9 protein-coding genes are annotated in these 15024 nt (G+C 58.5%); 5 read left to right on the forward strand and 4 right to left on the reverse strand.

Going from position 1 to position 15024, the window contains the following annotated elements; genetic code table 11:
* Window positions 1-607: 607 nt before the first annotated feature.
* The 3 genes from XH90_RS09440 to XH90_RS09450 form a co-directional block, all read right to left on the reverse strand.
* Complete coding sequence (locus XH90_RS09440) at window positions 608-1156, reverse strand: helix-turn-helix domain-containing protein (protein WP_194480711.1); 549 nt, start codon at window positions 1154-1156, stop codon at window positions 608-610.
* Between the two features lie 527 nt (window positions 1157-1683).
* A complete protein-coding gene (locus XH90_RS09445) occupies window positions 1684-3621 on the reverse strand; it encodes a hypothetical protein (protein ID WP_194480713.1) in 1938 nt (645 codons plus the stop codon).
* Window positions 3618-3950 carry a hypothetical protein gene (locus tag XH90_RS09450; RefSeq protein WP_194480715.1) on the reverse strand — a complete coding sequence of 111 codons (333 nt, stop codon included), beginning with the start codon at window positions 3948-3950 and terminating at the stop codon, window positions 3618-3620. Before XH90_RS09450 ends, XH90_RS09445 begins: the two co-directional genes overlap by 4 nt.
* A gap of 762 nt (window positions 3951-4712) precedes the next feature.
* Here XH90_RS09450 and XH90_RS09455 point away from each other — a divergent pair.
* Window positions 4713-5591, forward strand: a complete 879-nt coding sequence (locus XH90_RS09455) for a hypothetical protein (protein WP_194480717.1) — start codon at window positions 4713-4715, stop codon at window positions 5589-5591.
* Complete coding sequence (locus tag XH90_RS09460) at window positions 5592-6203, forward strand: DUF2272 domain-containing protein (protein ID WP_194480718.1); 612 nt, start codon at window positions 5592-5594, stop codon at window positions 6201-6203.
* 129 nt (window positions 6204-6332) lie between these two features.
* Here XH90_RS09460 and XH90_RS09465 read toward each other — a convergent pair whose 3' ends face one another.
* Entirely contained in the window at window positions 6333-6599 is a 267-nt protein-coding gene (locus XH90_RS09465; RefSeq protein WP_194480720.1) for a hypothetical protein, read from the reverse strand.
* A gap of 3640 nt (window positions 6600-10239) precedes the next feature.
* Between XH90_RS09465 and XH90_RS09470 the strand changes: the two genes are divergently transcribed.
* The 3 genes from XH90_RS09470 to XH90_RS09480 all read left to right on the forward strand — a co-directional run bounded on the left by XH90_RS09470 (window position 10240) and on the right by XH90_RS09480 (window position 14360).
* Window positions 10240-10830 (forward strand): helix-turn-helix transcriptional regulator, encoded by a 591-nt coding sequence (locus XH90_RS09470; RefSeq protein ID WP_194480723.1) that lies wholly within the window; start codon window positions 10240-10242, stop codon window positions 10828-10830.
* Between the two features lie 105 nt (window positions 10831-10935).
* A complete protein-coding gene (locus tag XH90_RS09475) occupies window positions 10936-12210 on the forward strand; it encodes an HlyD family secretion protein (protein WP_194480724.1) in 1275 nt (424 codons plus the stop codon).
* The gene (locus XH90_RS09480; RefSeq protein ID WP_194480727.1) at window positions 12207-14360 is read left to right on the forward strand and encodes a peptidase domain-containing ABC transporter; all 2154 of its coding nucleotides are present in this window, start codon (window positions 12207-12209) and stop codon (window positions 14358-14360) included. The genes XH90_RS09475 and XH90_RS09480 overlap by 4 nt, the downstream gene beginning before the upstream one ends.
* The last annotated feature ends 664 nt before the right edge of the window (window positions 14361-15024 follow it).

A 15024-nucleotide genomic window follows, 5' to 3' on the forward strand; every position in this document is an offset into this window, starting at 1 on the left:
TTCACCCGGCTTGATCCAAGCCGGCTATAGCGCGCCCACGAGCTTCCATACCGATTGTCCACGCGCGTGGCCCTTTAGAAGGTGCCAGCACATTGACGGCTCGCCGGTGAAGGGATTTGCCAGTCAAGATGCCGTAGTCCGATATGTCAGCTATTTCCGATACATTCGCTACTGCCGTGGCTGCCGTTGCCGTCATGGCTGCGAGATCAGTTTTCTGGTCGACGGATATCTGGACGTCGAGATATCGGAAGCAAGGCCCGATGTGGTTTTTGCGTTCCTGAAAGCCGGAGCCGACCTGGGAGCGGCAATCCTGGGAGCGGTTCTCAGCTCGGCAGCCTCGAGTGCGCTGAGACGAGCCCGTCTGCGGGCGGAACACTCCTCCCCATATCGGGGCTTGTAGATTGCTGCTATAGCGCTTCGACGCCGCTGAGCTTAGGGTTGACTGCCAGCGCTGACCGGATCTGGCTTCCCCAGCCGCGGACCAAGTCATCATGATCTCTGACTTGTAGCCGACGAAGCGCATCGAGAGCATAGTTTCCAGGAGTGACAAGCCTCCAACGCGTCTTCGGCATGATCCGGGATCAGTTTCACGCGCCAGAGTTTGAGGCTAGGCGCTTGCCCTGACCTTCCGCCGTCGCGCGGCTGGCATCTTCGGGACGGACCGGGGCCCCGGCTCTTCAGCCTCCATCGGCAGCCGGCCGGCTCCTTTCGCGCCGGGACCGCGTTCCACATGCACATGACGTGCGTTCAGCGGCTCCCCGCATTCCGAGCAGACCATCACGGGGTCGAATACGTGGCCGCAGTCCGTGTGGCGATGGAGGACCGGCCGCCCCTTCTTGTCGACCATGTGCACGTCGCCCCAATGCACGATCGATATCAGCACCTGATAGAGATCGAGGCCCTTCGGCGTCAGTCGGTATTCATATCGGGTAGGATTGGTCTGATAAGCCACCTTGGTGAGGACAAATGCGTCGACAAGCTTGTTGAGACGATCCGTCAGGATCGGCCTGCCGATGCCGATACGCTTTTGGAAGTCGTCGAACCGACGCACCTTCAGGAAGCATTCCCGAAGGATCAGCAGGGTCCAGCGATCCCCGATTACGGACAGCGTTCGGGCGACGGAGCACGGTTGATCCGCAAGTTCGTTCCAATTCATACTTAGTCCTTGGCGCTTGGCGCGCCCTAGAGTCAATGCGAAAAATGAACCAATATATCAGGTATGCAAATCAACAATCGATAAGGTGCAGGTTGGGGTGCCTTTTCGGCTTTGTATCCCACAAATGCTGGCGTCGGCCCGCCGCGTGTGCGGTGCCGGTCGAGTTCTTTTTCTTCACCATGCGAAATTTGAGGGCGCCATGCCTTCAACTTGGTTGGCCCCGTCTGCGACAGCACAGGCCGCAGCGCAAGACCCTTGACGGAACATCCGAGCCCGTCGAGATCACCTCAACCTCGGCCTCGAGCTTTCGAGCGCATGCGCGACAATGAGGCGGTTGGGGGTCGCATGCGGGCGAACTCAAGCCACGCGCTGGGAGCGGGCCGACCAGGGCGGTCTTCGCTGTTCGGCGGCGGAGGCTGCCAGGTTTCGCTTGCCTACGCGTCGCGCGGGTCCCCCCCACGCCATCTGGAGCCGGACCCGCCCACTGTTCAGGCTTTCCGGCATGGGCTTTCCCCAGCCCGCGCTTTTTAACGCATGCCTTCCGCCTGGCGACGCTCCAGCGGCGCCACCTCAACGACGGTGCGGTCACGCAGATCGACTGTGAGGCTCGCCGTTCCGTAGGGGGATGCGGTGAACTGGCCCGGCTCGGCGCCGCTCACCAGATACCGCGCGTGCGGAACGAGGCGCGCCAAGCCTAGGCTCTGCTCGCCGGACGCCCGCCCCGGATGGAGCACAAGCTCAAGGTTGCGGCCATCGCTGAAGGCACGGGCAACGAGAACGTCCGGATATGCGGCCTTATCCAGCATGGGACCTTGGAGGGCCGTCTTGGGGGGACCCTCGACAATGGCGCGGCGGAAGTCCCCGGTCCTCATCACGCGGCCAAGGATGGCGTTGGTGTTGGCGGAATTGGAGGCGGCGACGTAACGCAGAACCCCGGTGTCTTCTTCGCGTCCGCTGCAGGCGTCCAGGCTGTTCTGCGCGGCCTCGGCTAAGAGATCCTCACCGAACTCCCGGGCCGACAACAGGATCGCAGCGTAGCTGTAATGGTGTCCCGTCCTGTAGTTCCCGATGTCGAACCCTTCGCCCGGCAGAATGAGGCGCGGCTCACCCGCGACAGTGCGGATGGCGGGCGCCAGCTCGCGTCTTGCCACCGCCCAGAGCATGCGCGCGCGCGCCGGTGCGAAGGCGTTATGGAACGCCGCATAGACCACCTCGCTGGACGGGAAGGGGAGCGAAATGCCCGTGTATTCCGACTTGAGGCCGATGATCGAGCCGCTCTCATCGGTGAACTCGGTGTCGAGCTTCTCCAGCCAACCTGGCAGGTAGCGCGCCACGTTGCCCGTTCCGCACAGCGCCTCGTGTACGGTGACGGCGCCCATGCCGTAGTGGTTGCAGATCGGGTAGATCCAGTTTGGTTCGCAGGCGAAAAGCCCAAAGTCGGAGCGGGCGTAGTTCGAGGTGATCGAGCCGACCAGGCTGCCGAGGTCGTGCCGATAGCTCTTCTGGCTATTGAGACGGAAGGTGAGGCTGCCCGGCTGCAGATATCGCCGATCGCCGCTGTTCAGCATGTAAGCGCCCACATGCATCCCGAACCAGCCCGTCAGCATGACGTTGTCGCGGTCGGCTGGGTCCCAGTTAGTGAAGTTCAAGTGTCCCCAGCAGGATTCGTAGATCCAGTATCCCCAGACTTTCCGTTGCAGGTACTTCTCGATGAGGTTGCGCTGCGCCTGTCCCATGTAGCCCTGGAAATTGGGCGTATAAGCGCCATGGATCGTCGCCAGCGCCAGGCCCATGTGGTTGAGCTGATACCGAAGTGCTCCCGTCTGGAAGGGCTCGATATCATCAAAGCCGTCCCAGGACGCGATCGGCTGGAGCGCGCGATCCAGCAGGTAGCGCAAGGCGGACAAGTCTTCGCGGCTCATTTCGCGCGACGCGGGATCTGGGGGGGAGGCGGTTTGCGCCGCAACCTCCGCCAATGAGGCCGGAACGAAGGCTTGCCGAGCGGCCGCCTTGCGCCAACTCTGCTCGCGGCTGCGTAGGGTTGCGCGATTAACGGCAAGTGCGACCCCGGCCACGCTCAAGGCCGTGAGGATCGGCCCGCCGCTCCAGATCTGCTGCCCAACGACCGCGGAAGACAGGGCCGCGCTGCCGAACCAGACGATGACCGGAGCCATGACCATGCCCGCCCAGAACCATGCGATGAGCGAGAGGGCGAAGACGGCCAAGGTTAGAGGGAAGAGCAGGGCGGTCCATCCGCCCGCAGCGAGGAATCCGGCGCCGGGTGCCCAAAGGCCGACGCCAGCCGCCTGCCATGATGCGGGAGCGCCGAGGAGCAGGGGCGCTGCGCCCAGCAGGCAAATCGCCGAGTAGACGAGCACCGTTCGTCGTTGCCGCCTGGCGGTCACAGGTCCCTTGCGCAAGCGTTGCAGGCCCTGGTCGGAAAGAGGAGGATCAAGGGTCGTCATGGGCTGACTCCTACGAAGGCGGTGCAGATCGGGTCTGCCGCCGCCAGAACGGCCTGGGCTTGCGGGACGGAGCGGGTGACCAGAAGGGCGCTCACCGCCGCAATGCTTCCGGCCATGGCCTCGAAGGCGAGCAAAGCGACCAGTCCGGCCCCGAGGACTGGAAGCCGGCGCGGTTTGGCCGGCGGGACAGACGCTCCAGGGCGCCAAGCCGCGGCGCCGGAGGAGCGTGTAACGGTCCATCCCAGCCATCGCTGCAGTTTGATCAGGGGCAGCAGCAGTTGGTGCAGCAGGAAGACGGCGAAGGCGCAGCAGGCGAACATCGGCTTCACCCGCACGCTTTCGACTGCGCCATCGGACGGCGTTCGCAACTGGGGGCCCCGTTCCGGATCAGGGGATCCTCTCCTGTCAGCGCCTCTATGTCCTCGTCCTCGGCGAGCCAGCATAAGGACGCGCCTTCCTGCGCCCCGGTTGGCGTCGCAGGCCATCGCACGCCCAAATCCGTTCTCAGCATGAGCTTGCCTCCCCTCATGCGCCGAGGCGCAACCTTGCTTTCTTGTCGTACGCTCTGAGGCATCCTTGTAAGTATAAAAAACAAACTCACAATTCCATAATTCTCACGGGAGGTCCATATGAAGTTTGCAGGCCAGAAGATACTCCGGAACCGATAGTGCAAAAAATAAACCCACGGGAGGCAGCGGCGGTATGTCATCGTCGGAGGGCGCGCGCGACGCAACTCGGGTGGACCTGGGACTCCGGTGGACGTGATCTGTGGCTCCTTCGTGGAAGTCGCCCACCTCCGCGGAGTCGCTGCGATCGTGCTGGTCACGATTCCTAAATAGCGTTGGCAATCGTGTTGAAGAGCTACGCGGGGCGCAGCGTATCCGTGCTGCCGAGCCAAGACTCGATGGGCACGGACTTTCGTCCCTGCAAGCAACCTCCTCCTAGTCAAGGTGGTGCAGGGCGCCGGCACCTTCGGTTCGTCACTGGATTCCACCCGAGCGGAAACCGCCACGACCCCCGGGACCTCCCTAGGAGGCGACGATCGATCTTTGAGCCATCATTCCGGCCGACGGGTAGCGGCTGGAGACGACATGGCAGTCCATTTTACGATCGAGCGGAGCGGGCATCTTTTCAGTTCGCGTGCGGACGGAGGGGCGCCGTTCTTCGTCGGGTGCCAGACTAGCTATAGGGACCGATCTTCCGGGGAAGATTTCGAAGGCCTGTACAACGTGCCCCGGCGAGAACTGCCGAAGTTGGCGTACAAGGCGACCGACTATCGAGGTCTGTACAGATTCTGGGCCGACTTCATCGAGCCGACCTCGAAATGCGAGGGAGGAAACTTCCTCACCCTCAATACGTACGACAGAGCGCGCTTCACGTGGGGGTTCGGCCAGTTCGGAGCACATGTGCCCGATGGGGATTTCGTGGTTTTTTTCCGCGACATGATAGGCCGGCCGGAGAACGCCGACTACTTTCCCGATCTTGCCGTCAGAAACGGACGCATCGTCAAAATAACCGGTGCGAGTCCCGTTGCGCTGGAGACATCGACCTCGACCGCCCCGCTCATGGATTACCTGAATCCCAGCACTTCGGCCGTCGAGGATTCCGAGGTCGTGTGCGCCGCCAAACTGATCCATTGGACGACGAACGTCGCCCAGGCGCGGGAGCTACAGGTGATGCATATGGTCGGCGTATTCAACCGGCTGATGCGCGAGGCCGATGCAAGGCTGGGCCTCGACGGCCGAAGCGCCGATGTTTGCCTTGCGATCTGCGACATCAGGCATCAGGGTCGGGCGAAGTACCCCGCCATTCAATCGGCGCTGCGGTCCAATCGGCCTCTGGCAAATCTGCTTGCTCTCGGCAGCATCGCCTATCCCGAAAGGTGCGCGACCTTGAAAAGCGAGATTACCGCAAAGGGGGCGCTGCTTACGTCAAAGACGTGGAGCCGGCAGAACGGGGACTTCGTCTAAATGTCGATCCAGTCAGATCTGTTGACTACTGCGACGAACGAGTGGAAGCGTTGGGGCTTCTCCAGCGCTCCGGTCCAGGGTCCGAAGTCCATTGGCGGACGGGAATCGGAGCAGCCGTACGTCCAGTTCGTCAACGATTACTGGGTCACGGTAGGAAAGCCTGCGCGCAACGGAAAGTCGCCCTATCCTTGGTCCGCCGCATTCATATCGTTCTGCTTCAAGACGGCCGCTGCAGGGACAGGCTTTCCGTACAGCGAGTCGCATTGGGGATATTGCCAGGCCATACTGGCGCGTCCCAGGAGCTATCCGAAGCTTGAGCTGATGACTCCGGCCTCGAGTTCGCTGAGCGTAGGCGACCTGCTCTGGGCGGCAAGAGGCGGGCCCGATTGTCCGACTCCACCAGATTCCTACGACGGTGCAATAAGAGCCTTGCGAGCGGGCAATTGGTTCTGTTCGCATGCCGATCTGGTGGTAGAGCTACGCGATGGAGAAGTGGACGTCATCGGAGGCAACGTCTCCGACTCGGTCACTAGATCCAGCTACAAGACCGCAAACGGCAAGATACGTGATCCTCGACACGCATGGCTGGCGGTCATCCGAAACGGGCTCTGACGAAAAGCGGTCTGCACGAGAGCGGCGTGGACCGTATTCGCGGATTCGGCCTATTACTGTTGGTGGATGGAAGTCCCGTTCTAGCGGTTACGCTTAGATGCAGCGGGCCGTTCATCGAAGGCGGCTCGCTCACATTTCCATACACCCGGCTTGATCCAAACCAGCTATAGCAGCACCGACGAGCTTCCAGACCGATTGCCCCCGCGCGTAGTCATGTACTCGGTGCCAACACATCTTGGAGGGCTCGCCCGTCGAGGGATTTGCAGTCTCAGCCGTTACGATCTCGTAGTCTGAAACGTCCGCCAAATCAGAGAGATTGGTCACAGTCATGGCTGCGAGCGTTCGGGTCGACTCCGCCGAGCCGCCGGGATAAAGTTCAACAGTGACCTTCAGCATTTGTTTCTCGTGTTTCGCAAACCGTATCGGTCTGAAACCTCTCGACGGCGCCATAGATATCTGGATATCTTGAAAAAGTCAAGCCCAGATTTCTAAAATTGCGCCTGTTCAATGGGGCGCAGTCGTTAGAAGTATGCGAGTCCGACTAGATGCTGCCAAGCGGTCGGGCCGATCGAGATCGAGTTTGTTGCCGGGGCTCGGATGTGGATCACAGGTACGCGGTGACGATGAAGGCCGCCGTGGATTGCGACCGGCCACACCGATTTACGCCGCGCATGAACTCGCTGTCTTGCTGGTGCAGGAAGCGTTCACGCGAGACCCGCTCTGTGTTCCGTGGCAAAAGGGAAGAGCTGATCAAGATCCTCTGGCACGGTGACCGTCGTCGGTTGATGGAGTGTGACTCTGCTGGATGGCATGGCGATATCTGCGGTTCGGACATTGACCGCGTCTTTGATTCTCTGGTCGGCGATGGGCCCCGATGATACTCTTCCGACGATGTATCCAGGCCGCAGCGATGCTTCGCGCCGAGCGAGCGGCCCCGCTGGCCTCATCCGCGGCAAATCACCAGCAGCTTCCACGGTGAACTACCCTCACAGCACGTCGACAGGAGCACGGAGCAGCTCACGCCTACTGGCGCTGCATCAAAAGCAGATGGATCAGTTTGTTTCGCTGTCGATCTCCAGATCAATCAAGTCGGGTCGCCAACGGAATCAAGCAAACCGAACACGACGGATTGACCAAGAGTCACCGATAAAACTAGCCTCGCGATACGCACGAGCTCGCAATTGTCAAATTGTGGAAGTTTGAGCGCCACGTCAGGCAATCGAAATAGGAGGAAACTCGATGTTCTTGTTCACAAAGCTATCCAAGCTGGTCCAGCCGCGAGAGGTGAATACCGCCCCAAAAATGGTGGACTTGACGCAGCGGCAGGAAGTCCTCTCGCAGGTGTCGGGCGGCGCCACAAGTGGTAGCTGGGGTTCTGGCCGTTATGGCCTCGCATAGCAAAACGCTCTGAATCGCCCACGGTTCGCTACGCGCGAAACCGCTTGTTGCCAATCTGCGGCAGCTATCGGCAGGGCGGCAAACGCCGCCCGCCGGACGCAACCATCCCCGGATCTGTTCAAGCGGCATAACCGGAAACTTTATCGAGCGACGAAGTCTTGCAGGCTGACGGCCCAGAGACAACGGCCGATGCCTCGGGCCGCTCCCCTCCTGGCAGACCTACCATAATATCCCCTTGCGCCTGCTGTCGGTGTGGATTGCGACCGGCCGATATACCGGGCATGAGCTCGCCGGCCTTACTGATGCAGGAAGCGTTCACGCGAGACCCGCTCTGTGTTCCGTGGCAAAAGCGGAAAGCTGGTCAAGATTCTCTGGCACGGTGATCGTCGTCGGTTGATGGCGTGGTGGCTCTGCTGGCACTTCGCATAGACCGCGTCTTGTGAATCTCTGGTCGGCGATGGGCGCCGATGATTCTCTTCCCGACGAAGTGTCCACGCTCCAGGCGATGCTGCGCGGCCGAGCGAGCGGCCCCGCTGGCCTGCGCGGCCAATCGCAAGCAGTTTTCAAGACATCAATCCAATGAACCACCCTTACAGCACTCGACGGGAGCACGAAGCACCTCACGCCTGCGAATGACGCTGTCGGCAAGATCTCCAATGTGCGAGATCAATCCTGTCCGGATGACGAGGCTCGAGGATTTGGTAACCTCATGCAAGGCGAAGTCGATTCACTCGCGCAGCATCAAAAGCAGGCGGATCAGTTTGTTTCACTGCCAATCTCCAAGTCAATCAAGTCGGGTCGCCAACGAAATCAAGCAAACCGAACGCGATCAATTGACCAAGAGTCGGCGATAAAATTAAGCTGGCGATACGCACGAGCTCTGCAATTGTCGAATTGTTGAATTTGGGCGCCACATCAAGCAATAGAAATAGGAGGAAACTCGATGTTCTTGCTCACAAAGCTATCCAAACTGGTCCAGCCGCGCGAGCCGAATACCGCCCCAAAAATGGTGGACTTGACCCAGCGGCAGGAAGTCCTCTCGCAGGTACCGGGCGGCGGCGCCGCAAGCGGCTCGGGTTCTTGCCGCCCGGGTTTTGGCCTCGCGGCGTAGCGTAGCAAAAGGCTCTCAATCGCCTGCGGTTCGCTACGCGCGAGGCCGCAAAACTTGTCGCCAATCTTGCGACAGCTATCGGCGGGGCGGCCAGCGCCGCCCCGCCAGAACGCAACGGCGACTGTTCAAGCGCCATAACCGGACCTTGATCGAGCAGCTAGTCTTGGCAGCTGACGGCGTCGAGACAACGGCCTATGCCTCAGGCAGCAACCCCTATCGCGGGACGCCAAGGGCTCGCAACTCAATCAGGTGTGTCGATTGGTATGTCGAGCGCGCAAGTTTACGTTCTCTCCCAATCGCGGACCAAATCAGAGCTAAAACTCAATCATCGCCGCATCGGCCTGCTGAAAACATCGGCGATCGAACATGTCATTGCGAACCGGCGTGTAGCGCACGATCGTCAGCATCGCGTCCCAAAGTATTCCTGCCCAATGCAGAAAGACCTGCTGGTCCGTGGACAAAAAAGAGAATAGCCAAGCCCAGCTCGATGCCCCTCAGGCCGTGCGAATGGTGCGAAACGCCTCGAGCAAGGTAAAAAGTCACGGCAGCAGTCGGGGTTGCTGACGGCTGGATGGGAGGCAATGAGCTTGGACGAAATACGGAAATAGGCGGAGTGGAGGCAACTATGACGATCGGAGTTCGTTACAGATCGCGCGCTCTGCCGTACTGGCCCTGCTCATGGATGATGCCCCGCCGAGATGGCAACCTAAGACAAATCTTTGGCAATTTCAACAATCGCTCATCGGCATCTGTCGCACTAAGCAATACATATCGGATCAACGCAATGAATCCGTAACTAGGAAATGTCCACGAGGAAACATTGACCCGTCAAGGAGCGCGAAAGCGGCCTGGAGGCAATCGCCGATTTCCACTAGCGCTTCGGCGAAGTACCTGTCAGGCCCCCCCGGAAAAGCAGGCCGAAGTTTATCGGCTGACCGGCCCGCCTTGAATGCGGCGCGTCCAACGTGGACTATTCACCTCGTCGAAGATTAAAGTATCCGAAGCGCGAGTCCAAACGTTGACCCGTAGCATCCGGTATTCCCCGTGTTCTGTCTGAGGCTTCGAATGATGGCATCCCTTGCGCTAGAGCAATTTCTCACTCAGTGAGGCGGTTGCACGTATCGGCAGCATTGGAAGCACGCAGACGGCATGCATTGAATTTACAGGGGACCGGTGACCGCAGCGTCGACCCACTGAGGGAAGATTGCAAGCCTTGACATGATTGGAAAAGAATCTGTTTCGCTGGAAGAAGATCGATGTTGTTGCTTCACCTACCTGAATATCGAGGGTGCACCGAGCGCAACATGTTTCGAAATCGGATCTGCGAAGTTTTGCATAATCGAAGGTGGAGATGACTCTATAGAATACGTCCCGAAGCTGCATGCACGCGAGTCAACCGTTGCGATTTTGGTCTCGACTTCCAATGGGTTCGAGATTGTACAAAATTGTGAGTGGAAGAGAGTGCCGAGATGGGGGGCGTGTATAATAAGCAGTCGCCAAAGCTACAAAGTGCGTTGCGCGTCGGGCGTGACCATTTCTCTACAGCTTCCGCGCGAGATGCTGCTCCAGCGATATCCGAAGTTTCGACGTTCTGAGATGTTTGTTCTTGAACCCGGTGACTTGGGGACAATTTTGCTGCGAGGTGCTCTAACGAATTTGGCTGAAAATACCTCCAGAGCATCGCTCGTACAGCATTCTGGAATTCCCCATGCCTTGATAGATCTGCTGGGAACGTGTGAGATCCCTCTCGGGGCCACCGAATGGCGCTTGGAGCGAGCTCTCTCCTACATTGCACGGAATTTTTGGAGATCGGGTTTGTCTGCGAGCGATGTCGCCCGCCAGCAACGGTTAAGTCGACGATCGCTTGATGAAATGTTTGTACGGGCGCTGGGACGCACGGTTGCTGCCGAAATTCTTGAGCAGCGGATGGCACGAGCTTCAGCATATCTGATGGATGTTTCTAACCACCGCCGACAGATCCGTGATGTTGCCGCTTCGGTTGGCTTCGAGCATCCGCCACATTTCACCCGTGCCTTCCGAAAAAGATTCAGCCTGACGCCGAGCGCCTTTCGGAAAGGAAGGCTGAGCTCGCAACAAACACTCGATAAGCAGCGGTGATCCACTCGTCGCTGCTCACTTTGGAATAGTGCTTCTAGTTTGAATTAGTGTGATCTGGTTGAGTAGCACCGCCGAAGTACTCGGCAACACAAAACAGATCACTCCGTGAGCTTAACCGCGGCCGCCGCTATGTATCCGACCTCACTCTTCCGAGAGGAAGCAATACAGTTTCAGCGCAACAAGATGCATGGGAGTATCATACTGCGGCAATCGTGGCGTACCAAGTGGTTCGCTGCTGCGTCTGCAAGCTTTATTGCATTCGCAATTGCGTTCGTCACGTCGGCCTCTGTCGCGCGGAAGCAGAAGCTGGATGGCTTGGTGCTGCCGGAGCAAGGCTTGCTCTACATTTCGGCTCCGACAGCAGCTGTCGTTGTGGATCGCCGGGTCGTCGAAGGGCAAGAGGTACGCCGGGGCGATGTCCTATTCGTGCTCTCGGCCGAACGCACAACCCGACGTGGCGGAGCACAAGAAAGCATCACCCGTACGCTTTCCGACCGAGTTGAATCATTGACCGCAGAATTGGAGCTCGTGCGCTTGCGAGGGGAGCGAAGGCTCGCAACGCTGGCTCGCCGACGACAAAATCTGCTCAGTAGGCAGAGCGGACTGGAGAAGCAAATTCAACTGCAAGTCGACCGAGCGGGGCTCGCCGAAGAGGCGCTGAGACGCTCGAAGACCTTGTATGAGTCTAGCAATGCGCCGTTAGCGCAAGTTCAGGAGAAGACGTCGGCGATGCTTGAACAAAAGCAGAAAGTCTATGATCTGCTTCAGATCCGCGATGGTTTGCTGGCTGAATTGGAGAACGTTGAGAGCGATATCGAGATCGCACCCATCCAAACCAAGCAGGAAATTGCGGCTCTTCATCGCGCCATTGGTGATACGGAAAATTCGCTCGCGGTAAGTGAGATCGATCGGCAGATTTTGCTGCAAGCAAGTGGTCCTGGGGTAGTCTCATCGCTCGCCGTTCAGTCCGGACAGCAGATCAAGCCAGGGGATGCCCTCGCGGCCATCGAACCGGCCAATTCGACCTTATTCGCCGTCTTTTATGTTCCAAGCGGGGCCGTGGGATTGCTGCATCCCAAGATACCGGTGCGCCTAAGCTTCGATGCCTATCCCTCCGATAAGTACGGGACGGTCTTGGGATCCATCGAGGACATCTCCCGCAGCCCGGCCTTGCCCATGGAGACAGCGAACGCCGCACGCGCCGTCGATGCCGACACGCAGGCTTATCGCGTGCGGGTAGCAATCAACGCGGCGTCGATGCCGACGATCATGAAGCTAAAGCCGGGTATGCGGGTCCGTGCAACCGCCCTGCTGGACTATCGCCGGCTTTTTGAATGGTTGTATCAGCCGCTCGTGAAGACGTATGGGCGCGAAGCATGACCTATCGCTTGAAGATCGGCGCCGGGAGAGACTTGCCTGTTATACTGCAGGCCGAAGAATGCGAGTGTGGACTCGCAAGCATTGCTATGGTGGCGTTTTATCATGGAAACCGATTTCGCTTGGGAGATCTCAGGCAACGATTTCCGGTATCCCGAAGAGGGGCGTCGTTGGCGAGCCTGATCAAGATTGGCAACGCTCTCAAGCTCGATTGTCGGCCTCTCCGACTTGAGCTGGAAAATCTTAAGGAGCTGAGCCTCCCTTGCATTGTTCACTGGGACTTGAACCACTTCGTAGTTCTCAAGGCGATTGGACAAAAGCGGATTACCATTCACGATCCGGCAACAGGCGTGCGAAGTCTTGGCTGGAAGGAGTTCGGAAAGCACTTCACCGGCATTGCGCTGGAGATGCTTCCAAGTGATGATTTTACCAAGCAAGACGTGCGAACTCCCTTTAGTGTTCGCAGATTGATTGGACGCATTAGCGGTCTGAAGCGGTACATTGCCCAGGTGCTGAGTTTGGCGCTTGGGCTCGAGATTGTCGCTGTTGCCACGCCGTTCTACCTGCAATGGCTGGTCGATGAGGCGCTTGCAGCAGGAGATCGCGATCTCGTTACGATTCTTGGCACTGGATTTTGCCTGCTAGTATGTCTGCAGGCGGCGATTGGCGCAATGCGCAGCTGGCTCGTGGCGGTTCTTAGTGCTCAGTTGAATTTCCAATGGCTCGGCCGTGTATTCGGTCATCTCTTGCGGCTGCCAACGGAGTATTTCGAGAAGCGGCAGGTGGGCGGCGTTCTCGCAAGCTTTGCGTCGATAAACGTTATTCAAGAAACTCTCACTGTGGCCTTCGCTCAAGCTATTGTGGATGGTGGACTGATCATAGGCACGGGTTTTGTTATGTTTGCCTATAACTCCCTGTTAAGTGCCGCCGCTTGCGCATCCGTAGCATTATACGCCATCTTAAGGTTCGTGGTCTTCGCAAAACTTCGCAACGCGGCTGCTGAGGAGATCAGCTTTCAAGCGAGGCAGAGTACTCATTTTCTTGAATCTCTGCAGGGGATACAAGCGATTCGTCTCTTTGGCCGTGGTGATGAGCGAAAGATCACTTGGATGAATCTTCTCGCTGACAAGTTCAATGCTCACCTTCGCGTTCAAAAGGTGCAAATTACCCAGCAAGCGACTAACGTGCTGCTGTTTGGTATTGAGCGTGTGATCGTAATTTGGCTGGCTGGCTTGCTTGTTCTCCGGAATGAATTGACTATAGGAATGTTAATTGCCTTTCTTTCTTATCGAGAACAATTTTCCTCGCGAATGGCGGCCTTGGTCGACAAGATCTTTGAATTCCGCATGCTAGGACTTCATGCTGAGCGCGTGGCGGAAGTTGTTGACGCTGCGCCAGAGGCGCATGGCCCAGAACATGAAGCGGAATTGTTGACCAAACCCGATTATATCGAGCTTCGTGACATCTCATACGCATACTCGCCCCATGAAGACAATGTTCTTGACAGCGTCAATTTGCGTATCGAAGCAGGTGAATGTGTTGCGATCACAGGCCCGTCTGGTAGCGGGAAGACGACTCTGGTCAAAATTCTTCTGGGGCTATTAGAGCCGAGCTCTGGTGAGGTTCGGATCGGCGGTCGTCCTCTGCATCAAGTAGGGCTGCAGACGTTTCGGCGAACAGTCGGAACGGTGATGCAAGATGATATGCTGTTCACCGGCTCGCTGGCCGACAACATAAGCTTTTTTGATCCGACTGCGGAGCACGCATGGATCGAAGAATGCGCGCGGCAGGCCGCCATTCATGATGAGATCATGTCGATGCCGATGAGGTACGAGACACTGATCGGAACAATCGGTGTCGGACTTTCTGGTGGGCAGAGGCAACGCATACTGTTGGCTCGCGCCTTATACAAGCGACCGCAGATTCTGGTTCTCGACGAGGCAACGAGCCATCTCGACCTAGATAATGAACGGTGTGTCAATCACGTGGTGCGTACCCTAAGGCTGACGCGGATCATCATCGCTCATCGGGCGGAAACGATAGAGGCGGCCGACCGTGCAATCGTCGTTCGCAATGGACGAATCCAAGCAAGAGGTGAGGGAGCGAAGAGCAAAGTCTCGGGAGATCAACCTTCCTGCCTGGCTTCGAGTTGAGATGTTTGGCTTGGGATGGCTGCGTCGCTGGTGGATCATCGAAGTCCTCATAATAATCAGAGCCTCGTGATAGTGAGGTAGGGTCATTGCGGAGACACGCTCGAAAGACGTGAGTGCTTCGGTTGGTGTTCGAAATGTGGCGCCGCAAGCAAGAGGCGGCGGACTTTGGCCGCTGCGCGCGCATCATGATGAGCGCCATGATCGCCACGATCATGAGCGAGCGGATGACCGCACTGACGGATATCATAATCGTTCGCGCGCGAACCTTGGTGCGCCGATACCCTCCTGCGCTACGCGGGCCGTCAACACCTGGCCCATGCCGGTCGTGGCCGTCAATGAGCGGGATCGCGGCCGTTGGGATCCGAAACCCAAGTCATTGCGGCAGGGCGCTCTACTTCATGCTGATGGCGGCGCGCGAAGGCCGGGCGAGAGCGAAGCGCGCAATGCCGTTAAGAACCGGGAGGCGGCCTTTCGCGTCCCGAAACATTGTTCCACTTGAGAAAGCTGGCCGATCAATATCGGCTGCAAGAGCTGGTGCCCTTCTGATCCCGATCTGACAACGATCAACCTAGCAAACGGAGCGCACGGCCGTCTCGGGCGCGTCCGCTGAGTGCTGGAAGGAGCTGCCAAACAGCAGAACGTCGCACGCAGAATCGGGCTTAAG

Origin of the sequence: Bradyrhizobium sp. CCBAU 53338 (assembly GCF_015291665.1) — a bacterium.
In the GTDB taxonomy this organism is placed as follows: domain Bacteria; phylum Pseudomonadota; class Alphaproteobacteria; order Rhizobiales; family Xanthobacteraceae; genus Bradyrhizobium.

What these genes read in the sequence shown, in the direction of transcription:
- XH90_RS09455 (WP_194480717.1), top strand. Translation starts at nt 4,713, where the DNA reads ATGGCAGTCCATTTTACGATCGAGCGGAGCGGGCATCTTTTCAGTTCG.
- XH90_RS09445 (WP_194480713.1), bottom strand. Translation starts at nt 3,621, where the DNA reads ATGACGACCCTTGATCCTCCTCTTTCCGACCAGGGCCTGCAACGCTTG.
- XH90_RS09460 (WP_194480718.1), top strand. Translation starts at nt 5,592, where the DNA reads ATGTCGATCCAGTCAGATCTGTTGACTACTGCGACGAACGAGTGGAAG.
- XH90_RS09465 (WP_194480720.1), bottom strand. Translation starts at nt 6,599, where the DNA reads ATGCTGAAGGTCACTGTTGAACTTTATCCCGGCGGCTCGGCGGAGTCG.
- XH90_RS09440 (WP_194480711.1), bottom strand. Translation starts at nt 1,156, where the DNA reads ATGAATTGGAACGAACTTGCGGATCAACCGTGCTCCGTCGCCCGAACG.
- XH90_RS09480 (WP_194480727.1), top strand. Translation starts at nt 12,207, where the DNA reads ATGACCTATCGCTTGAAGATCGGCGCCGGGAGAGACTTGCCTGTTATA.